This is a genomic window from Kribbella albertanoniae, assembly GCF_004348455.1.
GTDB classification, from domain to species: Bacteria; Actinomycetota; Actinomycetes; order Propionibacteriales; family Kribbellaceae; genus Kribbella; species Kribbella albertanoniae.
In genome coordinates this window covers 48,505-72,757 of sequence record NZ_SMKA01000004.1, presented here as the reverse complement: position 1 = coordinate 72,757, position 24,253 = coordinate 48,505, and the positions used below count along the sequence as shown (strand labels likewise).

Annotated in this window: 21 protein-coding genes and 1 tRNA gene; 15 read left to right on the top strand and 7 right to left on the bottom strand. The window is 66.4% G+C overall.

Features of this window, described 5'->3' with window-relative positions; translation table 11 throughout:
• Window positions 1–15 precede the first annotated feature (15 nt).
• The 5 genes from E1261_RS02335 (at window position 16) to E1261_RS02315 (ending at window position 4,901) form a co-directional block, all read left to right on the top strand.
• Window positions 16–88: transfer RNA gene (locus tag E1261_RS02335), tRNA-Lys, on the top strand.
• A 217-nt stretch (window positions 89–305) separates the two neighbouring features.
• Window positions 306–1,736 (top strand): helix-turn-helix domain-containing protein, encoded by a 1,431-nt coding sequence (locus tag E1261_RS46800; protein ID WP_132401005.1) that lies wholly within the window; start codon window positions 306–308, stop codon window positions 1,734–1,736.
• A 941-nt stretch (window positions 1,737–2,677) separates the two neighbouring features.
• Window positions 2,678–3,166 (top strand): MarR family winged helix-turn-helix transcriptional regulator, encoded by a 489-nt coding sequence (locus E1261_RS02325; protein WP_132401002.1) that lies wholly within the window; start codon window positions 2,678–2,680, stop codon window positions 3,164–3,166.
• Window positions 3,163–3,552 (top strand): hypothetical protein, encoded by a 390-nt coding sequence (locus E1261_RS02320; protein WP_132400999.1) that lies wholly within the window; start codon window positions 3,163–3,165, stop codon window positions 3,550–3,552. The genes E1261_RS02325 and E1261_RS02320 overlap by 4 nt, the downstream gene beginning before the upstream one ends.
• Before the next feature lie 38 nt (window positions 3,553–3,590).
• Entirely contained in the window at window positions 3,591–4,901 is a 1,311-nt protein-coding gene (locus tag E1261_RS02315; protein WP_132400996.1) for a GNAT family N-acetyltransferase, read from the top strand.
• Between the two features lie 294 nt (window positions 4,902–5,195).
• Here E1261_RS02315 and E1261_RS02310 read toward each other — a convergent pair whose 3' ends face one another.
• Entirely contained in the window at window positions 5,196–6,635 is a 1,440-nt protein-coding gene (locus E1261_RS02310) for an MFS transporter (protein WP_132400993.1), read from the bottom strand.
• Window positions 6,636–6,902: 267 nt separating this feature from the next.
• On the opposite strand from E1261_RS02310, the gene E1261_RS46795 reads away from it, so the two are divergent.
• Genes E1261_RS46795 through E1261_RS02295 form a run of 3 tightly spaced genes read left to right on the top strand, consistent with a single transcriptional unit; the run spans window position 6,903 to window position 10,563 of the window.
• The gene (locus tag E1261_RS46795) at window positions 6,903–7,196 is read left to right on the top strand and encodes a heavy-metal-associated domain-containing protein (protein ID WP_132400990.1); all 294 of its coding nucleotides are present in this window, start codon (window positions 6,903–6,905) and stop codon (window positions 7,194–7,196) included.
• A gap of 47 nt (window positions 7,197–7,243) precedes the next feature.
• Window positions 7,244–8,206: a hypothetical protein gene (locus E1261_RS02300; protein WP_132400987.1), complete on the top strand. Its 963-nt coding sequence runs from the start codon at window positions 7,244–7,246 to the stop codon at window positions 8,204–8,206.
• Between the two features lie 56 nt (window positions 8,207–8,262).
• Entirely contained in the window at window positions 8,263–10,563 is a 2,301-nt protein-coding gene (locus E1261_RS02295) for a heavy metal translocating P-type ATPase (RefSeq protein WP_132400985.1), read from the top strand.
• Between the two features lie 65 nt (window positions 10,564–10,628).
• On the opposite strand, the gene E1261_RS02290 is transcribed toward E1261_RS02295, so the two are convergent.
• The 3 genes from E1261_RS02290 to E1261_RS02280 all read right to left on the bottom strand — a co-directional run bounded on the left by E1261_RS02290 (window position 10,629) and on the right by E1261_RS02280 (window position 14,479).
• Window positions 10,629–11,666 (bottom strand): C40 family peptidase, encoded by a 1,038-nt coding sequence (locus E1261_RS02290; protein ID WP_132400982.1) that lies wholly within the window; start codon window positions 11,664–11,666, stop codon window positions 10,629–10,631.
• Between the two features lie 137 nt (window positions 11,667–11,803).
• Window positions 11,804–12,421: a DUF305 domain-containing protein gene (locus E1261_RS02285; RefSeq protein ID WP_132400979.1), complete on the bottom strand. Its 618-nt coding sequence runs from the start codon at window positions 12,419–12,421 to the stop codon at window positions 11,804–11,806.
• Between the two features lie 546 nt (window positions 12,422–12,967).
• Window positions 12,968–14,479, bottom strand: coding sequence for a multicopper oxidase family protein (locus E1261_RS02280; protein ID WP_132400976.1), 1,512 nt, complete (start codon window positions 14,477–14,479; stop codon window positions 12,968–12,970).
• A 697-nt stretch (window positions 14,480–15,176) separates the two neighbouring features.
• On the opposite strand from E1261_RS02280, the gene E1261_RS02275 reads away from it, so the two are divergent.
• Both E1261_RS02275 and E1261_RS02270 read left to right on the top strand, forming a co-directional pair.
• Window positions 15,177–16,358 (top strand): PLP-dependent cysteine synthase family protein, encoded by a 1,182-nt coding sequence (locus E1261_RS02275; RefSeq protein WP_132400973.1) that lies wholly within the window; start codon window positions 15,177–15,179, stop codon window positions 16,356–16,358.
• Entirely contained in the window at window positions 16,355–17,632 is a 1,278-nt protein-coding gene (locus tag E1261_RS02270; protein ID WP_165952323.1) for an MFS transporter, read from the top strand. The genes E1261_RS02275 and E1261_RS02270 overlap by 4 nt, the downstream gene beginning before the upstream one ends.
• Before the next feature lie 82 nt (window positions 17,633–17,714).
• Here E1261_RS02270 and E1261_RS02265 read toward each other — a convergent pair whose 3' ends face one another.
• Complete coding sequence (locus E1261_RS02265; RefSeq protein WP_132400971.1) at window positions 17,715–18,359, bottom strand: DUF305 domain-containing protein; 645 nt, start codon at window positions 18,357–18,359, stop codon at window positions 17,715–17,717.
• A 98-nt stretch (window positions 18,360–18,457) separates the two neighbouring features.
• Entirely contained in the window at window positions 18,458–19,027 is a 570-nt protein-coding gene (locus E1261_RS02260) for a DUF6153 family protein (protein ID WP_132400968.1), read from the bottom strand.
• Between the two features lie 224 nt (window positions 19,028–19,251).
• On the opposite strand from E1261_RS02260, the gene E1261_RS02255 reads away from it, so the two are divergent.
• From E1261_RS02255 to E1261_RS02235, 5 genes are all read left to right on the top strand, one after another.
• Entirely contained in the window at window positions 19,252–19,935 is a 684-nt protein-coding gene (locus E1261_RS02255; protein WP_238175960.1) for a methyltransferase domain-containing protein, read from the top strand.
• A gap of 90 nt (window positions 19,936–20,025) precedes the next feature.
• A complete protein-coding gene (locus E1261_RS02250; protein ID WP_132400962.1) occupies window positions 20,026–20,496 on the top strand; it encodes a DUF2752 domain-containing protein in 471 nt (156 codons plus the stop codon).
• A 130-nt stretch (window positions 20,497–20,626) separates the two neighbouring features.
• Window positions 20,627–21,535 (top strand): WD40/YVTN/BNR-like repeat-containing protein, encoded by a 909-nt coding sequence (locus tag E1261_RS02245; protein ID WP_238175959.1) that lies wholly within the window; start codon window positions 20,627–20,629, stop codon window positions 21,533–21,535.
• A 54-nt stretch (window positions 21,536–21,589) separates the two neighbouring features.
• Window positions 21,590–21,970 carry a BlaI/MecI/CopY family transcriptional regulator gene (locus E1261_RS02240; protein ID WP_132400956.1) on the top strand — a complete coding sequence of 127 codons (381 nt, stop codon included), beginning with the start codon at window positions 21,590–21,592 and terminating at the stop codon, window positions 21,968–21,970.
• The gene (locus E1261_RS02235) at window positions 21,967–22,911 is read left to right on the top strand and encodes a M56 family metallopeptidase (RefSeq protein WP_132400953.1); all 945 of its coding nucleotides are present in this window, start codon (window positions 21,967–21,969) and stop codon (window positions 22,909–22,911) included. Before E1261_RS02240 ends, E1261_RS02235 begins: the two co-directional genes overlap by 4 nt.
• Window positions 22,912–22,945: 34 nt before the next feature.
• Here the strand turns inward: E1261_RS02235 and E1261_RS02230 are convergent, their stop codons facing one another.
• The gene (locus E1261_RS02230; protein ID WP_132400950.1) at window positions 22,946–24,013 is read right to left on the bottom strand and encodes a hypothetical protein; all 1,068 of its coding nucleotides are present in this window, start codon (window positions 24,011–24,013) and stop codon (window positions 22,946–22,948) included.
• Window positions 24,014–24,253 lie beyond the last annotated feature (240 nt).

Genomic DNA, 24,253 nt, shown 5'->3' with positions numbered 1-24,253 from the left:
ACCACAAAAGAACATGCGCCGCTAGCTCAATTGGCAGAGCAGCTGACTCTTAATCAGCGGGTTCGGGGTTCGAGTCCCTGGCGGCGCACAAACATGCAGGCCCGGGCACACATCGCAATGTGCACCGGGCCTTCGTGTTGCCCGACTCACCCTTTACTCACCTCTTTGCCGTCTCCGGCAGAAGCCGACGGTCTACGTGTTCGTGACTGTGCGTCATGTCACATCGGTGAGCGTCGTTGCCGACTTCTCGAAATCTTCGACCTCAGCCCCGTTGATCCAGCTCCTAGACGAGCTGGAGGCATGAGATGGCGAGACCACCGCTGCAAATCGGATCCTGGGGCAAGATCTCGACCTCGATCACCAAGGTCGACGCCAACGGCAAGCCCCTCGGCCACACCGCCAAGGCCAACTTCCGCGACCACGACGGCCACGTCCGCGACGTCACCGCCACCGGCCGGACCAAGTCCGCCGCCGAGCAGGCGCTCCTCTCCAAGCTCAAGGACCGCGCAAGAACCGGCGGCACTGGCGAACTGACGGCGATGCACAAGGTCGGCGACCTGATCGATCTGTGGGAGAAACGCTTCAAGAAGCTCGTCGAGATCGGCAAACGCTCCCCCACCTCCTACGACACCTACGAACGCGTCATCCGCAACCACATCCGCCCCGCCATCGCCCAACTCCGCATCGGCGAAGCCACCACCCAACGCCTCGACAAAGTCATCACCAAGATCACCGACAAAGCCGGCGCCTCCACCGCCAAAACCGCCCGCGCCATCATCTCCGGCACGATGAGCCTCGCCGTCCGCTACGGCGCCATCTCGGTCAACCCCATGCGCGAGATCGAACCCATCGAGAGCGCCCCCAAGAACCCACCCCGCGCCCTCACCGCCGCGGAAGTCACACTCCTCCGTCGCAGCCTCGCCGCCGACCCACGCGCCGTCGATGCAGACCTCCCCGACCTTGTCGCCTTCATGCTCGGCACCGGCGTTCGCATCGGCGAATCCCTAGCCGTCACCTGGTCCCAGGTAGACCTCGACGCCGGCACCGTCGAGATCACTCACACGATTGTCCGAGTCCGCGGTGAAGGCCTCCTCCGCAAGACCACCAAGTCAGCAGCCGGCCAACGAGCGCTCCCACTCCCCCAGTGGCTGATCGCCGTACTCCGCACTCGCCAAGCCGCAGGCTTCCGACTCGACGCCCCAATCTTCCCCGACGCCAACGGCAGCTTCCGCGACCCCTCCAACACCCGCCGCCACCTCCGAACCGCCCTCTCCCCCATCGGCAGCACCGCCCGCCGCAACCTAGGCCTCACCCTCCGAGCCCTCCGCCGCACCACCAAACAGACCCGCCAACAGGTCGCCGCAACAATCGGCTGGCCACAGCACCGAGTCGAGCTCCTCGAGACCGGCCGCATCAAACCCACCACCGAGCTACTCGACGAGCTCGTCACGGCCTACGGCCTCAACCTGGCAGACACCCCAGACCTACTCACCGAACTCGAAGCCGCCTCCCAACCCGCCGACTCCGACCGTCTCTCCTGGATCCGCTCCCACGCCCTCCGCAAAACCACCGCCACCGCCCTAGACGACGCCGGCCACACCGCCCGCCAAGTAGCCGACCAACTAGGCCAAGCCAAAGTCTCCATCACCCAAGACGTCTACATGGGCCGCAAAGTAGCCAACCCAGCCGCCGCCGAAGCCCTAGACAACGCCTTCGGCGACCTCGACCTCACCTAACCGGATACACAGTAATTGGGGGCGCACGCCCGGTGTCTAGAGTGCCTGAAATGGCAGATTGCGGACCTCGTTCACTGACAGCGCCATTGACAGTGGTTCGGAGCTGCGTCGGCGGATTAGCGGCTGCCAGACGGCGTTAGCTCTGCCACCTCTGGGCGTCTGGAGTGCTGCAGTTCGCTGAGAGGTGCTCGCGCGACAGTCGGCGACTCAGCACCGAGCCTGGCGCTGACGATTCCCGACTATCGAACTGCCGACGTGCTCATTATTCGAGGATCCGCGACATAATGCCTGGTCAGGAGGCTGCTGGGCGGCGAAAGGCCTTGTATAGCTGGGATTCGACCGACTATTTGGGGCTCAGGTCGGTTCGTCAGGGGTCACTGGGGAGCTCTCGCTTTGTGTACTTTTGTGTGTACTTTTTTGGGGGCGGCGGGTGGCCGAGTCGTGTATCTAATCGAACCCTTCAGCACCCTCAAGGGGTATGACTTGATACATGACTCCGTCGGAGCCATTACGTCGCTCACACCAACGACTGGCGAACCCGCTGACGTGCAGACCCGAGCATCCCACGCGGTCCTCTGCGGCAAGTCCGCACTCGCACTTCCAAGGCGTCTCGATCGCTGGCAACTCTCGTTCGACCGGACACCGGGTCATCGACAGATCCATTGACAGGTCAGTGCATAGACCCGGCGGGCAGTGGCCGCGCTGCCCTCGGCACGTTCATGGGCATGGGCCGCCGGTCACTGGGCAGATCGTGCTCGTGTACGGCGGGTGAGGAAGGTTGTACAGGCGCACGAACTCCGCAGTCGGCGGGTAACTGGTCTTAGGAGGCGGGCGAAAACAAGGATGGTCACTCGTGCGGCGCCGGCGACTCATGCTCAGCAACGCGGCAGAAGATCTTGAATCAGTTGTATCGTCGAACTAATTAGTTGTATGGTCGAACCATGCCGGATGAGGATCTTGCCCAGGGCCTGGTGCTGCAAGGCCGGATCACTGCGTTCGTGCGGGCGTTCGGGTTACATCAGCCAGACCAGACTCCATGCGGAACTCCAATTCCGACTTCGGAGGCTCACGCGCTCGGCGAACTGGACCGCGACGGGCCGCTGACGCAGAGCACGCTGGCCCAGCGGCTGCGGCTGGAGAAGAGCACCGTCAGCCGTCTGGTGGGCCAGTTGATTGGTCGGGGCTGGGTGCGGCGCGCCGAGCATGACGGCGACGCTCGGCTGGTTTGGCTGGAGGTGACTCCGGAAGGTCGCCGCGCTGCCGGTCAACTGGCCGCGGCCCGTGCGGCTCGCTTCGAGGAACTGCTGCACAACATCCCGGCCAACCAGCGCCCAGTGGTGATCGACGCGCTCACGACGTTGGTCGAGGCGGCCGCCGGATCTGAGCAACAGGCCGGCCAGTCGTCGACGCCCCGAGCGGGGACCGCGTGACCGCCGCCGCCGATGCTGGGCCGACTCATCGCAGTGGCGGTCGTTGGAGAGTCGGGGCGGTGCTCGGCGCCGCGCTCGGTCTAGCTCCACACTTACTGCACCACGTCGGCCTGCTTGCCGGTACTGCGCTGCTCGCCGGCCTCGGCGGAACAGTGCTGTTCGGCGCCCTCGGCCTGGTTGCGATGCTGCCCATGCTGCTCCGGCTGCGACGCCGTTTCGGCAACTGGTGGGCGCCGAGCGTCGCGGTGGCCCTCTTCGCCGCCATGTTCGCCGTATCGACGTTCCTGATCGGTCCCGTACTACGAGGCGCTTTGAACGACTCACCGGAGCCTCACCCGTCCCCGTCGGCACCGGTCTCCGGTGATCACACGCGTCACCACGGCTGATATCCACGTCACTAGAAGGCTCAGGAGTTCCGTCAAGCATGGCAAGTGCTCACTACACAATCCGGCCTGGTAGAGCTTCCGACGCCACGGAGCTTGCTCGGTTGCAGGCGTCGGTGCAGCTTCAAGGGATTACCGCTGGGAAGCCGCACCCCGGCATCGCGGCCTGGGTCGAAGGACTGCTGGTCGGTCATCCCTCGGTCGTCCCCGCCGACTTCCTGGTTGCTGAGGAGTCGGCCACCGGCCGGCCGGTGGCCAGTCTCGTAGGTCTGCGGCAGAGCTGGAGCCTGGCGGGACTGCGACTGCCGGTAGCTCAGATCGAGCTGGTCGGAACGGCGCCGGAGCACCGCGGGAACCGCCTTACTGAACGACTGTTTGCCGCCCTGCACGAGCAGCACGCGGCCGACGGTGTGCCCGTCCAGATCATTGAGGGCATCCCGTACTTCTATCGGCGGCTCGGCTACGACTACGCCCTGGCCAACGACGGCGCCGCGGTAGCGCCCGCCGCCGCCCCGCCTGCCATCGAGTCCCCCGATGATCTGACGGTCCGGCCCGCGACTGTCGACGATTCGGATGCCCTCGCCGCCATCGACCAGCGAGTCGCCGACAGCGCCGCCCTGACTTGCCCGAGAGGTGCGCCGCTGTGGCGACATGAGATTGCCGGGCGCAGCTCGGCCGACCTCGGCCGTCGCGTGGTCGCAGTACTGGCTCATGGCACCGACGTACGCGGCTACGTGGTTTACGGTGCTCGGCTTTCAGGCGCCGGTGAGTTGATGGTGTTCGCGGCGGCCTGCAGCCAGCCGGCTGACTGGCCACGAGCCGCCGCGCCTGTGCAAGCTCACCTGACCCGAGTGGGCTGGCAGTACCAGGCATCGGCCGAGCAGCCGTTCACCGGCATCCGTCCCATCCTCACCCCGGACCACCCACTGGTCCGGCTAGGCCCGCCCGGCGTACCGAGGCGCGCCAGAGGGTGGTACGTCCGAACCGGCGACCCGGTCGATCTGCTGGCCCGGCTCCAACCAGTACTGCGGGCCCGTTGGCGCGCGGCAGATCTGCGATGGCCCGAATCGACGATGGTCATCGACCTGTACGGCCGCGCCGCCCGGCTCGAGTTCACGAACGGAGAACTCACGGCAGTGACCGCCACCCGCGGCGCGATCAGTCCGGCCACCGACCCAGACACCCACGCCGCCATCCCGCCGAGCGCGTTGCTCCAGCTCGCCCTCGGCCACCGCGCGCTGCCCGAAGTACTGGAAAACTGGCCGGACTGCCTGCCCCGCGACCGCCTCACCGAACACTTCCTGACCGCGGCATTCCCGCGCGTCCCTGTTCAAATCTGGCCCTGTAACTGATCAACGAGCGAAGTTGGCCGGCCGAATAACGCTCGAGTCCAAGGTTGCCGTGCGGGCGGCCACTGCACGGCCTTGACGATCGAGCGTTTGTAGAGCCAGTGCTCGTGACGAGATGTCGATCGTCAGCCCGTCAGTGTCACGGCGACCCCTGTTTCTCACTGCGAGGCAGGTCCGAATCGCAACCTTGATGTCCGCGACGTGGGTGAGCGCGATGCGACAGCAAAGCGCCGGTCTGACCCTGGAGTGAGTGGGTCTGGCCGGCGCGGTGCTGCTATCGGGTCACATTTGTGAGAGTCACTTCAGTGCATCTGCGGTCTCCTTGGTGGTGGCGGGCTTGGCGATGCGCACCGTCACGGCGGCGAGGATCGCGCCGACTGCGGCGACGGCGGCGGCTCCGAGGAAGGCGGCCGAGTAGCCGCCGGTCAGGGCACCGGCGTCGCCGAGTTGGTCGGCGCCGGCGGCTGCGGCGACCGCGGTCATGGCGGCCAGGCCGAGGGCCGAGCCGATCTGATAGCTGGTGTTCACGATTCCCGAGGCCAGGCCTCCTTCTTCCGGCCGCGCCGAGGACAGGGCGATGCCGAGGCTGGGGATGAAGGCTAGCGACATTCCGGCGGCGGCGATCAGCGAAGCCGGCAGGACGTCGACCCAGAACGATCCGTCCGACCGGACCAGGGACAGCGCCGCGAGGCCCGCAGTGAGGACGGTCATGCCGGTCACCAGCGTCCGCTTGGGACCGAAGCGGGCGATGAAGCGCGGAGCTGCGACGATCATGCCGAGCATGATGAACGTCGTCATCGGCAACAAAGCCGAACCACTCGGGAACGCGCTCAGGCCGAGAACCTGTTGCAGGTAGAGGTTCAGGAAGAACCACATCGGCACCCAGGCCGCCCCCAGCAACAGTTGGGCGACATTGGCCGCGGCCAGGTTCGGTGCACGGAAGATCGCGAGCCGCATCAGAGGTTCGGACCGACGGGCCTGGACCACCACAAAGGCGACCAGCAGCGCGATAGCAGCCAGTCCGACCAGCAGCGTTTCAGCGCTCGCCCAACCTGCTTCCGGTGCCCGAACGATCGCGTAGACAGCAGCGCCGATGCCGCCAGTGGCAGTCAGTGCGCCGACGAGATCAACACTTCCACGTCGAGCGGCAGCGGCCGGCATCAAGGCCGGGGTGGCCAGCAGGACGGCGATGGCGATCGGGACGTTCAGGTAGAACACCCACGGCCAGCTCGCGTACTCGGTGATCACTCCACCGAGAAACACTCCAGCCGTACCGCCTGCCGGCGCGGCCGCGCCATAGAGGGCCAGTGCTTTGGTCAGCTCCTTGGGCTCAGAACCGAACAGCATCATCAGCAACGTCAGCGCTGATGGGGCGATCAATGCCGCGCCAACGCCCTGGACCGCCCGGCCGGTTAACTCCAGGCCGACGCCGTTCGCTGCACCGGCGAGAACCGATCCCACCAGCAGCACGATCCAGCCGGCCGAGAAGATCCGGCGCGCCCCGAAGAGGTCGGACAGCCGTCCGCCGAGGAGCAGCAGGCCGCCGAAGGCGACCACGTAGGCGTTGAACACCCAGGACAGCGTCTGTGGAGTGAAACCCAGGTCAGCCCGTATCTCTGGTAGCGCGACTCCGATGATCGACGTGTCCATGATGACCATGAACTGCGCCGCGGCGATCAGGCCCAGCGCCCACCAGCGCCGAGGCGTCGAGCGGGTGACTCCAGCTGAAGTACTCATGACAACCCATTCCTTTCTGATACCCCCTAGGGGTACCGGGATCGAGCTGGAACTTAACAGGCCAGATCTGATACCGCAAGGGGGTATAGGTATCTTTGATTCGTCGTGCAACCAACACGCGCTGAGGCAGCCTCACGGAAGACATCGTTCTCTGACTGAGCTTCCAGATCTTCGGCGCGATGGCGAGACCTCTTGAAGACGGGACTTGATCAATACCCATAGGGGGTATAAGTTTCATCGCGTCAACCGATCGAGAGGAACCCTGACATGTGCAACGCCTGCAGCTGCGGCACCGCCGACACCGCAACGACCGAGACCACGTCCGAGACCACGACCGACCCCTTTGCCGCCGCGGAGACCGCCGTGTTCTCAGTGACCGGGATGACGTGCGGCCACTGCGTCAGCTCCGTCACGAGTGAGGTCAGCCGGATCGACGGTGTCAGCGCCGTCGATGTCGACCTGGCGAGCGGCTCGGTGACGGTGACCAGCGAGCGGCCGGTCGGCCGCGACGTAGTACGGGCTGCGGTCGAAGAGGCGGGCTACCAGCTCGTCGACGCCTGACCGGCCGCCGGAATCTCGACCACCACCGACCTGACGAGGACTGAGCAATGAAGACCCCCACCAAGATCGCGACCTTTGTCGCCGGCCTGGCCGCAGTTTTCGGCGGCGCGGTCGGCGTCGGCGCCCTCGTCGGGCCGGTGGGCCCGGCCGAACCAGAGGTGCACCACCCATCGTCGGCGGCGACCACCGCCGGCACCGAAAAGATCCCTGGAGGACTGATGATCTCCGACAAAGGCTTCACGCTGGCACTCGCGAACGACCAGCTGCCGGCGGGCCCCACGACCCAGCTTCGATTCTCTGTACTAGGCCCCGATGGCCGGCCTGTGACCGCCTACGACCGCAGCCATGACAAGGACTTGCACCTGATCGCGGTGCGCCGCGATCTCTCCGGTTTCCAGCACCTCCATCCTCAACTGGACGGTAGCGGGAGCTGGAGCGTTCCGGTGGCACTGACCTCCGGGCAGTGGCGGGTGTTCGCCGACTTCGTCCCAGCGGGCGGCGAGAATCTCGTCCTCGGCGCCGACCTCGCAGTGTCCGGCGTCTCCGAGCCCAAGCCGCTCCCGCCGCAGAGCGACACCGCCCAGGTCGACGGCTACACGGTCACCTTGACCGGCGGTCTCTCACCCGGCCGCGAATCCGAACTCAAGCTGTCGATCGCCAAGGATGGCAAGCCGATCACGGATCTGCAGCCGTACCTAGGTGCCTATGGCCATCTGGTCGCGCTACGGGATGGCGACCTCGCCTACCTCCATGTGCACCCCGCAGGCGCACCCGGCGACGGAAAGACCAACCCCGGACCCGACATCACCTTCTACGCCACCACCCCGAGCACCGGAGGCTACCGGCTCTACCTGGACTTCAAGCACAACGGCAAAGTCCGGACGGCCGAGTTCACCGTCAACACCACGACCGGCAGTACTGCGACAACGTCACCCAATCCATCCACCACAACGCCGACCCCCACCGCCTCGGCCAGCAGTCACGGGCACAACGGCGGCGGCCACGGCTGAGCAACCTCAGTCCCCCGCTCGAGCACGACTCGCTATCTAATAAGGAGATCTCCATCATGAGTTCCGTCGGTAACACCTCGGCCCCGCCGCTTGGCGGCGAGGAGAAGATCGAGTTGGCGATCGGCGGCATGACCTGCGCCTCGTGCGCGTCGCGGATCGAGAAGAAGCTGAACAAGCTCGACGGCGTCACCGCGTCGGTCAACTACGCGACAGAGAAGGCGCTTGTCCGGTTCACCGGCGACATCGCCGTCGCCGACCTGGTAGCCGAGGTCGAGAAGACCGGCTACAGCGCCACTCCGCCGGCTCCGGCCGGCACCGAACCAGCTGAGGGCAGCCCCGAAGAAGTCGACCCGACCCGCTCACTGCGGCAACGGCTGCTGATCTCGCTCGCGCTGACCGTGCCAGTCATCGCTATGGCGATGATCCCTGCGCTGCAGTTCACCTCGTGGCAGTGGCTCTCGCTAACGCTCGCTGCGCCCGTGGTGGCCTGGGGGGCCTGGCCGTTCCACAAGGCCGCCTTCACCAACCTGCGTCACGGCGCGTCGACGATGGACACCTTGATCTCGGTCGGCACGCTCGCCGCACTCGGCTGGTCCCTGTACGCGCTGTTCTTCGGCACCGCCGGCGAACCCGGCATGACGCACCCGTTCGAACTCTCCATCGGACGTAGCGACGGCGCGGGCAACATCTACCTCGAGGCGGCCGCCGGGGTGACGACCTTCATCCTGGCCGGGCGGTACTTCGAGGCTCGCTCCAAGCGCCGTGCCGGAGCAGCCCTGCGAGCGCTGCTGGAGCTCGGCGCCAAAGAGGTCTCCGTACTGCGAAACGGCCAAGAGCAGCGGATCGCCACCGACCAACTCACCGCCGGGGACCTGTTCGTCGTTCGTCCGGGAGAGAAGATCGCCACCGACGGTGTGATTGCCGAAGGCTCGTCCGCGGTCGACGCATCGATGCTCACCGGCGAATCAGTACCGGTCGAGGTCGGCCCTGGCGACACCGTCACCGGCGCCACCATCAACGCCGGCGGCCGAATCGTCGTCCGGGCCACCCGGATCGGGGCTGACACCCAACTCGCCCAGATGGCCAGACTCGTCGAGGCCGCACAAACCGGCAAGGCACAGGTGCAGCGGCTCGCCGATCGCGTCTCAGGGGTGTTCGTCCCGATCGTGATCGCCCTGGCTATCGGCACCCTTGGATTCTGGATCGGAACGGGCTCAGGACTTGCGGCCGCCTTCACCGCGGCCGTCGCGGTCCTGATCATCGCCTGCCCCTGCGCCCTCGGACTGGCGACCCCGACAGCCCTCATGGTCGGTACCGGCCGTGGCGCGCAGCTCGGCATCTTGATCAAAGGTCCGGAGGTGCTCGAATCCACCCGCCGGATCGACACCGTCGTACTGGACAAGACCGGCACGGTAACCACCGGAAAGATGGCCCTCACCGAGGTCATTCCTGCCACCGGCGAGGACGCCGACCAGGTACTGCGTTTGGCAGGAGCTCTGGAGCACGCTTCCGAGCACCCGATCGCCCAGGCTATTGCCACCGCCGCCGTTGAGAGGACCGGCGAATTACCCGCCGTTGAAGGGTTCTCCAACCTCGAGGGCCTCGGCGTACAAGGCGTTGTCCTGGTCGACGGCAACTCGCACGCCGTACTGGTCGGGCGCCCGCGGCTGCTGGAGGAATGGTCGCAGTACCTTCCTACCGAACTGGCGGACGCGAAGGCGAAGGCAGAAGCAGCCGGGGGCACCGCAGTCGCGGTCGGTTGGGACGGCGCCGCGCGCGGCATCATCGTCGTCGCCGATACCGTGAAACCGACCTCAGCGCAGGCAATCCGGCAGTTGCGCGCCTTGGGCTTGACGCCCGTGCTGCTCACGGGCGACAACGCTGCAGTGGCCCACACCGTCGCAGCCGAGGTGGGCATTGACGAGGTCATCGCGGAGGTGCTCCCGAAGGACAAGGTCGATGTCGTCCGCAGGCTGCAAGATGAAGGGCGAACCGTCGCCATGGTCGGCGACGGCGTGAACGACGCACCGGCATTGGCCCAGGCCGATCTCGGCCTGGCCATGGGCACCGGAACCGATGTCGCCATCGAAGCCGCCGACCTCACGCTGGTCAGCGGAGACCTGCGCGCCGCACCGGACGCCATCCGGCTGTCGCGTCGCACCCTGGGCACGATCAAGGGCAATCTGTTCTGGGCCTTTGCCTACAACGTCGCCGCTCTACCGCTAGCTGCAGCCGGCTTGCTGAACCCCATGCTTGCCGGTGCCGCAATGGCGTTCAGTTCTGTCTTCGTCGTGAGCAACAGCCTGCGACTGCGTCGGTTCCGGCCCCTCACCGACCACGCCGCACCACGCCGCTGAGGTTCTCATCAGCTCGCCGCGTTCCCTCCTGGACCTCCTCCATGAGGGAACGCTCGGTTGCGGCTTCAGCCAGGGCGCACAGCGCCGACGTACGGCATCTGCCCAAATGCCGGGTCAATCTGGACAGGCTTGCCAGGACGGCTCGCGTGGACCGCCTTCCCGTTACCGATGTACATGCTCACGTGGGAGATGGGAGTGAAATAGAACAACAAGTCCCCGGGCATCAGGTCGGCCCGGCTCACGCGGCGTCCTTCGTTGTACTGGGCCTTCGACGAGTGCGACAACGCGACCCCTGCCTTGGCCCAGGCCGACATCGTCAACCCGGAACAGTCGAACGAGTCCGGACCCGCGGCAGCCCACAAGTACGGGTCACCGATCTGATCCAAGGCATAGACGACCGCGGCCTTCGCCCGTCCCGATGCAGGCACGTCGGGTCCGGCAGTGCGCTCACCGTCGCGGCTGGTACGGCGTCGCTCCGTCTCGGCCTCGTCTTTTTCTCGCTGCACTTCGGCGGCGTCCTCGGCCGCGAGCCGATCACGTTCGGCGTCCGTCAGTTTGGCCAGCACTTTGTCAGCTGCCGCCAGGTTCGAGGTGATCTTCGCCTTGAGCTCGTTCTGCTTGGCCTGCACCGCCGCCAAAGCTTGCAGCTCCGACCGCTCGATGCTCTGTAGATCGGCAAGTTTGCCGCTGGCGTTCTGATACCGGCGCAAGACTGCCGTCTGCTGGCCCGCGTAGGCCTGAGCCGTCGAAGCCTGTTTCAGGAACTGGTCGGGATCGCTCGAAAGGAGGAGCTGGGCGGTCGTCGTCATCTGCGACCGCTGGTAGTTCGCCACCGCCAGGAGGCCGATCCGGCGACCGATCTGCTGGACCTCACGTTGCTGGCGGCCGACGCCTTCGTTGAGTGCAGCAACCTTGCGACGAGCAGCGGTGATTTGACCGGTCAGGTCGTTGGCTGCCTCGCCGGCTTCCTCGGCCTGATGCTGCAGGGTCGCGACTGATTTCCTGGCCTCGGCGAGGGTCGGCTTCGGTTCTGCCGCGGCCGAACCCCCGGCAAGCCCCAGAGCAGCCGCGACGACGACAGCAGTAATGAGAGGCAATGCCACCCGTACCGGGCGGCGCCTCCAACCGTTCAACATGGTCTGGCAGGTCCCTTCTCAAAGTTCACGTCTGCCGTGGTCGCGTGATCTTCCGCAGACGCAGGCAGGGGCAAGTACAAGTGAGGATTTTTGCGAGTAGTGGTTCAGCGTGACACGGTGCCGAGAGAGCTGAGCAGCTTCCGCATTTCGCTGAGCTCCGCAGTGTGATCAGCTTCGATACGGTCGGCGATGCCACGGGCCCGGCGGTTTTGCCCCGCCTCCTGCTCCAGCCGGGCGGTCGAGACGTCTTCGCGGTGGTGATCGATCAAGAGGCCCAACAACAGCTGGTCGAACACCACACCGGACGACGCCCGCAGGCGCGCGAGATCGGTTTCAACGATCACGCCGGACACAGCAACTGGCGGAGTAGCGCCGGCCGGGCCAGGATCCGAAGCCGGTGGTGATGTCGGCTGTTCTGTTGGGCCCCAAGCCTTGAGGAGCCCGTCAAGTTCGCCGATGGCGTCCGCGTGTGTGCGGCCAATTGTGCTTGCCAGCTGGATCACTGCGCTGTTCTTGCTGCGGGTCGTAGCGAGCGCAGACATGTCCACCGCCTGGCGGTGCTGGGCCATCATTCGCTGCGCGAAGGCGATATCGACAGCGTTGACGGGCAGGTGTGAAGTCTCACCGGAATCAGCTCCGATGTCCGCGCAACCTGCCAGGACGACAGCCAGCGCAGCTGTCGTGGCAACAACGAAACAGCGCAGCGCGCACGAGGTGCGCATGGAAACTCCTGAGTGGTGTATTGAGCGTGCAGGGCGTCGAAACGTGCCCTGTCGCTCAGCACCTCAGCGGCGAAACCGTCCTCACAGAGATTGACAACAAGCACACTCGCCACGGCTGGACCAGCCGACCGCGGACCGCAGGTACCAGCCAACTAGCACTCGGCCGCCGGGCACGGACCGCCGCGAAGAGCAGCGCGACCAAGCCCACGAACAACGCACAGGCGATCAGGTCGCCGCCACTCGTGGGACTTGCCGGCTCGATCCAGTTTCCGGTTCGGAATGCGGCAGCATGTGCATCGATGCCGGCGTGGGAAGGCACGTGCGCGACGGCATGAGAACCGCTCTCTGCAGCGGGCTCGGAGCAGTGCGTCTCAAGGCCGAGAAGCCCGACGATGCCGAGAATCAGGGCACACAACACACCGGCAACGCCCCAGCGGGCGCCGCACCGTGGCGGTTGTGTGACGTCCTTCGACATGCGCGCAATCCTAAATCATCGTGTCCAGTGCCCCGACGAGATCGACCGGATGGCATCGCAGGCGGTGCCGGTCATTGCTGGTAGCCCACCAGCGCCATCATTCCAGCCTCCGCGTGGTAGGCGTTGTGGCAGTGCAGCAACCATTGGCCCGGATTGTCTGCGTCGAAGAAGACCGTCAGAGTCGTTTTCGGCAGCACGATCGCGGTGTCTTTGCGGGGTCCGGTATCGCCGAGCTGATAGGTATGGCCGTGCAGGTGCATGGGGTGCCACATGGTGGTGTCGTTGACGAAGTCGAGCCGCACCCGCTGTCCGTGGCGGACCAGCAGGGGCGCAGCGGTGGGATTGGCCATGTCGAACCGGCTGCCGTTGATCGACCAGTCGTAGGCGTCCATACCGCCGGTGATCTTGACCTGATGCGTGACGTCAACGCTGGACGGTGCGAGGCGGGCCTGGTCGGCGGCGTTGAGCCGGGAGGCGGTCAGAATCAGGCCGTTCAGCTCGGCTGGGCGAAAGCCTGCAACTGGAGCACGACCTGCACTGGTGCGCACCAACGCCCGGCCCGTCTGGTTCTTTCCTTCGGCCAGGGCGACCAGCGGGAAGACGCCGTCGCCGAGGGTGACCAGTACGTCGTAGCGTTCGCCCATGCCGATCAGTAGTGCGTCGACCTGCTGGTGCTGGACTGGATAGCCGTCGGTGTGTGTGATGGTCAGTTTGTGTGCTGCCAGCGCGACCCGGTAGGCGGTGTCCGAGCCCGCGTTGATGATTCTCAGCCGGATCCTCGATCCGGGCTTGCCGTTGAAGACGGCCGGATCGGCGGCGACGCGCCCGTTGACCAGGTGGTGCGGGTACTTCACGTCGCCGGCATCGCCACCGAGTAGTTCACTGTCTGCGCGACCGAGCATGAAACGCATCGCCATACCGCTCATCCCGGCCATGCCTTGCTTGAGTTCGGCGAACACCTCATCGGGTGTCCCGGTGACCCCGTCGATCCAGTCGTCCAGGATGACGATCCACTCGTCGTCGTAGGACATGGGCTCTTTCGGATCCTCGATGACGAGGGGTGCGTACAGGCCGCGGTCCAGTTGCGCACCGACGTGCGGATGGAAGAAGTATGTCCCTGGATCTGGTGCGATGAATCGATAGGTGAACGAGTCACCGGCTGCCACCGTTGCCTGTGTGGCCGGCGGGACACCATCCATGTCGTTGCGCAGGGCAACACCGTGCCAGTGGATCGACGTTGCGGTTTGGTCAGGAAGCCGGTTCGACAACCCCGCGACGAGCGTGTCTCCTGCCGAGATCCGGATCGCCTCGCCCGGCGTGCGACCGTCGAAGGCCCACGTCTTGGCGATGACGCCGGCGCCTAGGTCCACAGTGGTAGCGGCTGCGGTCAGAATGAGGTGGTTTTCTTTGCCGGAGCTGGCCCGAGCGCCGTCGACCGTTTCCACCTCTGGACCGGACGGGCTGAGCAGCGAAGGAGCAGCGGTGGAGGTGTTGTTGCTGGGCTGGCTGCAGCCGCCCAGTACGCCGGCCCCGGTGATGCCAAGTCCGGCAAACAGAACGGACCGGCGGGTGATGCTGCTCACGTACGAACCCTTTCTAGAGGCGTGGAGAGCGGCGACAGGCCTGGGAGGCGCAACGCGACCGCCTCCCTCCCATCCGCGATTGAGCTCCCCGATCTGACGCAGATCACCACCCAACTACTAATCAACATAGTAGATAGGTGGTGATTCTCGCGGCCCCGGCCTTGGTGTCCTGATCATCAGCCTTTGATTACTCAAAGAACTCGCTAGGATGCATCGTGTGACCGACCTGGGGAGCTGTATCCGGCACTGGCTTGCGGTCTCCCTTGTCGCGGCGCTGGCCCTGATGCTGGGAGGCGGCCTGTGGTGTTACGCAGAAGCAGACCATCACAGCCATCATTCGCACTCGGTCGCGGCGGACCACGAGCCGGCAGAGCCGGCCCTCGACCACACATCGGGCGAGTCCGGCACTCACTGCGCCGCTACCGGACCGGACGACGCATTCCTCGCCCAGTCCGGTGATTCTCCCGGACCGCTGCCGGCCACATCGACACCGCGGCCGTGGCTGGCTGTCCGCGCCGCACAATCTCCCATCTCCTGTGACAGGTCTGCTTCCCGACCGCCACGGTCGCCAGTCGCACAGTTCTCGCTGCTGCGCATATAGCGGTTCCTTCGCCGGCCCTACTGCCGGACCGAGACCTTTGTCAGTGTTTTCCCCCTGCCGCGCCAGACGCGAGGGGCCTCGAAGGGACAGCACGACATGAACAGCACTACGATGGCGCCTCGGCGCGCCCAAAACCCAGAACCAGCCACCGGTACGGCGGCGGTGTCAGCCGGTATCGCTTGGCGTACCCCGGCCGGGATCGTCGGAAACACCCCCACGCTGTGGATCGGCGACGTCCTTCACGACACAGGGAGGGAGCACGGCTACTGGGCCAAGCTGGAAGGCCACAATCCCGGCGGGATGAAGGATCGCGCCGCGCTCCACATGGTCCGCTGCGCCCGCGATCGCGGTGATCTACGGCCCGGAGGCCGCATCATCGAGTCCAGTAGCGGAACCTTGGGGCTCGGCCTGGCCCTGGCCGGCATCGTCTACGGGCATCCCGTCACCGTTGTCACCGATCCCGGCATGGAACCCCTGGTGGTCCACATGCTGCGCGCCCACGGAGCCACCGTCGACATGGTCGCGGCCCCGGATCCGGTAGGTGGCTGGCAGCAAGCCCGCCGCGACCGGGTCCAGCAACTCCTCGCCATCGACCCCTCAGCGTGGTGCCCCGACCAGTACCACAACCTCGACAACGTCGACGCCTACGCAGGACTGGCCACCGAACTGCTCGCACAGGTCGGCCGCGTCGATGTGCTGGTCGCCAGCGTCGGCACCGGTGGCCACTCCGCCGGAGTGTCGCGTGTCCTGCGCGACCACTGCCCGGACCTGACGGTCATCGGGGTCGACTCGATCCGGTCCACCATCTTCGGGCAGCCCGCGGGCACCCGATTGATGCGAGGACTGGGCAGCAGCATCTACCCCGGCAACGTCGACTACTCCACCTTCAGCGAGATCCATTGGGTCGCCCCCAGCGAGGCGGTCTGGGCATGCCGCCGGCTCGCGGCGAACGCCGGCACCACCGGCGGCTGGAGCGTCGGTGCGGTCGGTCTGGTCGCCGACTGGATCGCCCGCACCTCACCGGCCGGGACCCGGATCGCCGCGGTGTTCCCCGACGGGCCACAACGCTACTGGGACACCATCTTCAGCGACGACTACTGCACCCGGCACAGCCTGACCGGCGCCGTACCAGCGCTCCATCCCGATGAGCTCGCCCATCCCACATCCGCGGTGCCGCACCGGTGGACCCGGTGCGCCACGGTCGTCGACCCGCGCACCGAATCAACTCCGGCCGGCCGGCGCGGCGCCGAACCGGCGGGGGCGGTGACCAGCCGATGAAACAACTGGTCACCCAGTACCGGGGAATGCCGACTGTGACACGGCTGCTGCTGGTCAACCAGTTCACCATCAACCTCGGCTTCTACATGCTGATGCCCTACCTGGCCCAGCATCTGGCCGGAACCCTTGGCCTGGCCGCCTGGCTTGTCGGCTTGGTACTTGGCGTCAGGAACCTTTCCCAGCAGGGTCTGTTCGCCCTCGGTGGCGCGCTGGCCGACCGGTTCGGCTACAAGCCACTCATCGTGGCCGGATGTGTGCTGCGGACTTTTGGTTTCGCGATGCTTGCCATGGTGGAATCCGTCCCCGCCCTGGTGATCGCATCGGCAGCGACCGGCCTGGCCGGTGCCTTGTTCAACCCCGCCGTCCGCGCCTACCTCGCCGTCGACGCAGGGCCGCGGCGCGTCGAGGCATTCGCACTGTTCAACGTGTTCTACCAGGCCGGGATCCTCGCCGGTCCACTGGTCGGACTGGCGCTCACGGGTGCCAGTTTCCGGCTCACCTGCGCGGTGGCCGCCGCTGTGTTCGCCGTACTGTCGATCATCCAGATCCGGGCACTGCCTCCACAACAAGCGGGCACCCGCAGCAACGAGGGCATCCTGGCCCAGTGGCGTGTCGTTATCGCGAACCGGCCCTTCCTGCTGTTCGCCACCGCGATGATCTGCTCCTACGTACTGTCCTTCCAGGTCTATCTCGCGCTCCCGCTCGAGGTGCGGCGCATCGGCGGCGACGACACCGGAGCCACCCTGGGCGTCGCGGCACTGTTCGTTGCCTCCGGCCTGGTGACCGTGCTTGCGCAGACCAGGCTCACAGCATGGTGCCGCGCCAGAATTCCCGCCGGGTACGCCTTGGCGTTGGGTGTCGCGACAATGGCAGCGGCCTTCCTGCCTTTGCTGGCCACCGCCGCACTGCCCCGGCCGAGCAACCCGGCTGCACTGTGGGCGCTGGCAGTGACACCGTCACTGGCCGCCGCGGTCTTGCTGGCCATCGGCACGATGCTCGCGTTCCCGTTCGAGATGGACACCATCGTCAATCTCGCCGGTGGCCGCCTGGTCGCCACCCATTACGGCATCTACAACACCATCTGCGGTATCGGCATCACCGCCGGCAACCTACTCACCGGAGCAGCCCTCGACACGGCCCGCAATCACGGACTGCCCGGGCTGCCGTGGCTGGCCCTCACCACGCTCGGCGCCCTCAGTGCAGTGATGATCATCGCGCTGCACCGGACCGGACGCCTCACCTCCACCAGCCATTCCGTCACCACGACCTCTTAGCACCACGCCAATCATCGCCGCTGGCCGGCGCCCTGCGGCCGGGATCACCCATGATGATCCCGGCCGCAGTCGCGGTCGCTGGTTACGGGAGCTGGTTGAGGAGTTTCTGCATCGTGGCGATCTCGGCGTTCTGGGCCGCCTCGATCTTCTTGGCCAGCTCGATCGCCTTCGCGCTCTCGCCCGAGGACTGCTCGGTCTTGGCCATCGCGACCGCGCCCTGGTGATGCTTGATCATCATCTGCACCCACATCCGGTCGAACGCCGCCCCGCTGGCCTTACCGAGATCAGTCATCTCCTGCTCGGTCATCATGCCGCCGCCCGGCATGGAGTGGCTCATGCCCGGGCTCGGGACCGGCTTGCCCCATCCGGTCAGCCAACCCGACATCTGCTGGATCTCCGGATCCTGCGCAGCCTTGATCGCCGTCGCCAACTGCTTCACCGACGCGCTCTTGGCCTGCTTCAGCGCCATGTCGGCCATCTCCACGGCCTGGCGGTGGTGCGGGATCATCCCGGTCGCGAACTCGACATCACTGTCGTTGTGGTCCACCGGCGCTGTCATCGTGGCCGCCGTCGTAGGCGCCATCGTCTCGTGATTCATCCCCGGCATCGAAGACGAACTGGTCGAACCGCCTGGCTGGGCGTTGTCGCTGTTGCCACAACCGGCCAGGGCCAGACCGGCCGCCAGGGTGAGGGTCGCCGCGACGTGGACACGGGTGATGTGCTTCATAAGAATTGTTCCTTCCATCGACTGCCTGAAGAGATCTGGGTATGCGAAGACAGGTAGACGGCACGCCACAGCATGCGGTCACCCACAGGCCGGTGGGCCTAGGTCCGCAGTACGCAGAGCTTCGACAACGACGGCGCCAGCCAAGGCGGAGAACGCCCGGACAGTGGTGACAACTGCAGCGGCAGCAGCTGCCACGCCCAGGGCGCGAACCGGGCAGACCGCAGCCAGCACAGCATCAACGCCAGCCCCACAAGCGCGAGTGACGCCGCCAGAACGGCCACACACACGTCGCTCATCTGATGGCTGCCGGCATTGGAGTGAGCCGACACCATCAAGTTCGAGGCCGACGCAAACTCGGTCACCGCCGCCATTTCGGCAGTCACCTGATCAGACATCCTGACGTGACCAGATGGTGCTCCACCGTTGTCGGCAACTGCGGCGACTCCGGTCGCGGCAGACGTGTGTCCCGCACCGGAGGAGGTCATCGAGGCGATGCTGTCCATGCCGGCCATGGCCGGATCGTGATTCATCGTCAAGGCATGCATCGCGAACACGCCGGCAAGCACACCGAGCAGCGTCAGGCGCCGCGTAAGCCCCGACACTCCCGATAAGCTCCGAATGTTCATCAGACCCCACGATAGCCATCCTCCGCCCGACGCCGTGGTCACAGGTCAACGTCGATCCGGCCACAACCCGCCGAATGTGCTGGCCGGACATCACGCGGCGAGGTGCCCGACACGCCCCTCTTGTTCCGGGCACAGACCCCAACTACTATCTCGCATAGTAGTTGGGTGGAATCGAGGCGGCCGCAGTGGTCCGGGGGAGCGACATGGCGATTGCCAGCGTGATACGTCAAGGTATCAACACTGTTCTGCGGCCCTTGGGTGTTCAGATGATCCGTGCCCGCACGACCGATCGGGCAATCCAAGCCTTCTTGCCGGCCAGGCAGACCATCGCAGCCGCGAAGCGCGCGGGCTTGTCTGTCGGTGACTACCTCGACCAGTACAGTGCCGAGCCGCAGGTGACGGCTGCGGCAGTGCAGGCGCTGTTGCAGATGAGTGCTCTAGGCAACGAGGTGGACCGGGTGTGCGAGATCGGTCCGGGGTCAGGACGGTACGCCGAGAAGATCATCGAGGTTTTGCGGCCCTCGGCGTACGAGATCTACGAGACGGCCTCAGACTGGCTTCCCTACCTGCGAAGGCTGCCCAACCTGGTGGAGCATCCGGCCGACGGTCACACCTTGTCAGCGACGGCGACGAGCTCGGTCGATCTTGTCCAAGCGCACAAGCTCTTCGTCTATATCCCGTTCGTGACGACTGTCGGGTACCTGGAGGAGATGGCCCGAGTGGTCCGCCCAGGCGGGATCGTCGCCTTCGACATCGTCACGGAGGCCTGCCTGGACGAGCAGGCGACGAAGACCTGGGTGGCCGAGAACGCTGTCATCTACATGGTGACGCCACGCAACTGGACTGTTCAGTTGCTCGATCGCTGGGGCCTCGATCTCGTCGGCAGCCACTTCGAGCCCCTCAGCGGCGGTCGCACCGAACTACTCGTGTTCCGCAAGCGCCGAGACTGATCCCCGACCCCGGCCACTCGTCTCCTGCAGCCTCGCCGGAAACGAGTCGAACTCCACGACAGCCTTGAAAGGGAAGTCGATGGCGATGTCATGAATGTCGATCAGGACCCGCCGCAGGCGAGGGCTGGCACCGGTTCTTGGCTCTCGATCCGGTCGCGGGATCCGCATCGCTCGCTGACCGCGCTGACGCTGACTGGATTGCTGACTGCCGTTGTGCTCGCGGTCGCCGGCGTGCCGAGGGCGAATCTGCACGGACCGCTGCACTTCGCCGGGATCATGGATCCGCTCTGCGGGGGGACCCGCGCCACCTACCTGTTCGCCCATGGCCAGTGGACTGCGGCCTGGACGTACAATCCGATCATCTTTCCGCTCGCCTTCGCTGCCGCAGTGCTGTTGTGCCGCACGGTGATCGGCTTGACAACGCGACGGTGGCTCGGCTTCCGCCTATCGCACAAGCGCCTGTGGATCATCGCGCTGCTCGTCGCGATAGCAGCCCTCGAGGTACGTCAGCAACTGCACGCCGACCTGCTCATGGAGCCCTGGACAGGTCTCCCCTCCTGACGATCGCGGACACCAGCAGCTGGTTGATGTCCGTGGCGGTCAGGGGTATTGGTCAGGGACAGCAGGGCATCTACTATGCACGATAGTTGTTGGTTGGTGACACCCCCTGTCGACAGGAGAACTCCGGGCCATGGCCAAACAGACCTCTGCGGCGCGGTCGCCCATGGTCCAGCCCTCCGGCCGCGGGCGCGGCATTCTCCCGCTGATGGCGGTGCTGGTAACGGTCGGTGTGGTCGTGGCCGGCGTCGCGTCGTGGCGCGGTCGTGACCAGGATCCGGCCAGCGGACCGGGAGCGGTGGCCGCCGGTGAGGCGCTGGTGGGTGGCGACCTGCATGCGGTCATGGTCGCCGGGGATCGCCGGTTCGTCAGCGGGCACGCCGGAGCGGCCTACAGCGACGGCGCCGGCGCATGGACAGCCGTGCGCGGCCTGGAAGGCAAGGATGCAATGGCTTGGGCCAGCGTTGCCGGCCGCATACTCGTCGGTGGCCACGAGGGCCTGTACGTCTCGACCGACACAGGGGCCACCTTCGCGGCCGCACCGGTCGATCTGCCCGTCACCGATGTCCACTCCCTCGGTGGCACCGGGTCTACGGTCTATCTGGCCTCGCCGCAGGCGGGCATGTTCGTCTCGACCGACGCCGGCAAGACGTTCATCCAGCGCAGCGTGGTCGGGCGGTCGTTCATGGGCACGATCCTGGTCGATGCCATCAACCCCGACCACGCGATCGCACCGGATATGGGGGGCACCGTGGTCGAGACCCGCGACGGCGGCCGGAACTGGCAATCTCTGGGAGGCCCACGCGGCGCAATGTCGGTGGCCTGGGATCCTGATGATCACGCCCGGATGGCCGCGGTCGGCGCCGACGGGCTGATGGTCAGCACCGACGCCGGCCGGTCGTGGCAGAAGATCGATGCACCCGCCGGCACCGCGGCCGCCGCGTTCGACAAGCAGGGCCGACTACTGGCCGCCACCTTGACCGGCGACCGCGCCCAACTGCAGTCCAGCACCGATTCGGGATCGACCTGGACGGCCGCATGACCGCTCGTCGACGACGCCACAGGCATGCGGACACGGATCGAGGGAGAATGAGCCATGCGCGGATTCGGTGATCTGGAAGCAGTGGTGATGAATCACCTGTGGACCCAGGACACCCCGGCAACGGTGCGGACCGTTCTCGACCACCTGCAGACCACCCGTCCGCTGGCCTACACGACGGTCCTGACCGTGATGGACAACCTGCACAGCAAAGGATTCCTCGCCCGTGAGCGTGATGGCCGCGCACACCGGTACCGGCCGACGCGCAGCCGCGCCGAGTACGCCGCAGAACTGATGGGCGAGGCACTGGCCGACAGCGGCGACCCGGTCGCCGCCCTGCTGCAGTTCGTCGAGCAGATGCCGCCCAATGAGGTGTCACAACTGCGCACCTTGCTGCGCGACGACGACACCAGCAGTTCCAAGGGACGATCCGCATGATCATCGCCGTGACCCTGTTCGGGTACGCACTTCTGATGGCGACCGGTGGGGCATGGCTGCTGCGCGAAGCAGCATGGCCGGCCAACGCGCCGCGGCTGGCCATCGCGACCTGGCACGCACTGGCAGCCTCGGTGTTGTCGTCGGTCCTGTTCGGCGCCGCCGCACTGGCGGTGCGGCTGCACCTGGTCAGCACCGACCTGGCCGACATACTCCACATCTGCGCAACGAACCTGCGCGCCGCCTACGCGACACCCGGCGGAGCAGCCACCACCACGCTCGCCATCGTTGTCATGATCGCCGTGGCGGCCAGAGCCGTGTGGGGCGTGACGACAGTTCTGCGCCGCGCCGCGCGGCAGCGCCATCGGCACCGCCAGATCCTCGAACTCGTCGCCTGCCATGACCCCGAGTTCGACATCCTCGTCCTCGAGCACCCGGCACCGTCGGCGTTCTGCCTTCCCGGCCGCGGCCACCGCATCGTGGTGACCAGCGCGGCACTGGGCTTGCTCAGCCGCAGCCAACTCGCAGCCGTACTGGCCCACGAGCAGGCCCACCTGGCCGGCCGCCACCATTTGCTCGTGGGGTTCTCGCAAGGACTGGCTCTCGCATTTCCCGGCATCCCAGTCTTCACCTGGGGTCACCAGCAGGTCCGGCGACTGGTAGAACTCGCAGCCGACGACCAAGCCTGCCGACGCCACCGGCCGTCGAGCGTGGCGAACGCCATCCTCCTACTGGCCGGCGCCGCACCACCCGCCGCTGCACTCGCGCTGAGCGGCGAAGCCACCGAACTGCGCCTCCTGCGGCTCACCAGCCGACGGCTCCCGCTACGCCGCGCAATGCACAGCACCCTCGCAGGCGTGATCGCGGGCGTACTGATCGCACCCGTCGTCATCGCCGTCCCCGCACTCGTGGCCGCCGGCATGGACTACTGCGGACTGACCTGACTTCCCGAAGCTCGGCAGCCCATCGACGCTTTCGTCAGCCGGCCATCCCGGCCGATGTGCGTGGCCGGTCGTTGGCGCCGGCAACGACAGCAAGCAGGTATCCCGCGAGCGTGGTGAGGACGACGACACCAGCCCACATCTCTACACCCCATCCCAGGTCACCCGCCAGCGCCAGGCCGATCAGCTGACCACTCCACACTGCGCCTGGCACGCCAACCGCCAGCGTCACCGCCGACGCCGCCGGAAGGGCTCGCAGCAGCAGCTCGACGACCAGACTCGCCCCGACGGCAGCGATTGCAGGCACCGCCCAGCGCATCTCGGACAAGGCCGCGGCCGGGACAGCGACAAAAGTCACCACGAGTGCGACCGTTCCCGCCGGCAACGGCCCCCGGCGCCGCGCGAGCAGCAGCGGTACGACGATCAACGCCGTACCGATCAAGTAGCCGGCCAATCCAACGGTGGCAGGCAGTTCCGCCTCGAGGTGACCTGGCGCTCCCTCAGGGATCGAGGTCAGTGGCATGGTGGCGGTCGGCTGAGCGAACACCGATACATAGCTCAGGAAGAACCCCGCCAGAGCAGTCATCGTGGCCAGCGACACGGCCGCAGGCCAGGCATCGGTGACTCGGCGCGGCAACGCCCCGGAACGCTGGAGCACTGCGCGCAGCGGGCTCGACAGCAACAAGGTGCCCCCAACCAGCAGCACCAGGTGGGTGGGACTGACCAAAGCATCAACCCCGGCCTCGACCCCGAACACCAGATGCCACACCATGTCAGCGACACCGCCGGCAGCAAACACCGCAACCCCCACCACCCCCTGCCGGTACCCGGCAGGGATCGCGTCACGCCAGCTGCGGCCAGGCTGCTTACGTCGCCACGTCATCCAGGCCAGCCACGCCGTCAACGCCGTGAACCCGCCGTACAAGGCCCCGTGCCACGGCGTGAAGAAGCTGTCCAGTCCGCCAACGTTCAGGTGCGCCCAGCCGTCGGCGTACACGCCAGCGATCAGCCAGACACCCAGTAGCGCGGCGATGCCATCGTCCGCAACGCTGGAGCGCTGCTCGGCGTTCCCTCGATGGCCGGCCAGTTTGGCTGGTACGCGCATCCCACTCACCTCTGCCTGGTTTCGACGATCTGGACGCGGTGCCGGGCGGTGCCGGTTGGCGACCCCCTCCATCTACTATGCTCCTTAGTAGAACACGCATCGAGGCCCAGCTGACTCTGAGAGAGGCGCATGGACAAGGTGAGGCGCAGGAACGGCGGTCTGCCGGCGATCATCGCGTTCGCCGTAGCCGTGGGTCTCCTGACGTTGATCACCCACAGTTCGCCGCACCCCGAGAGCCGG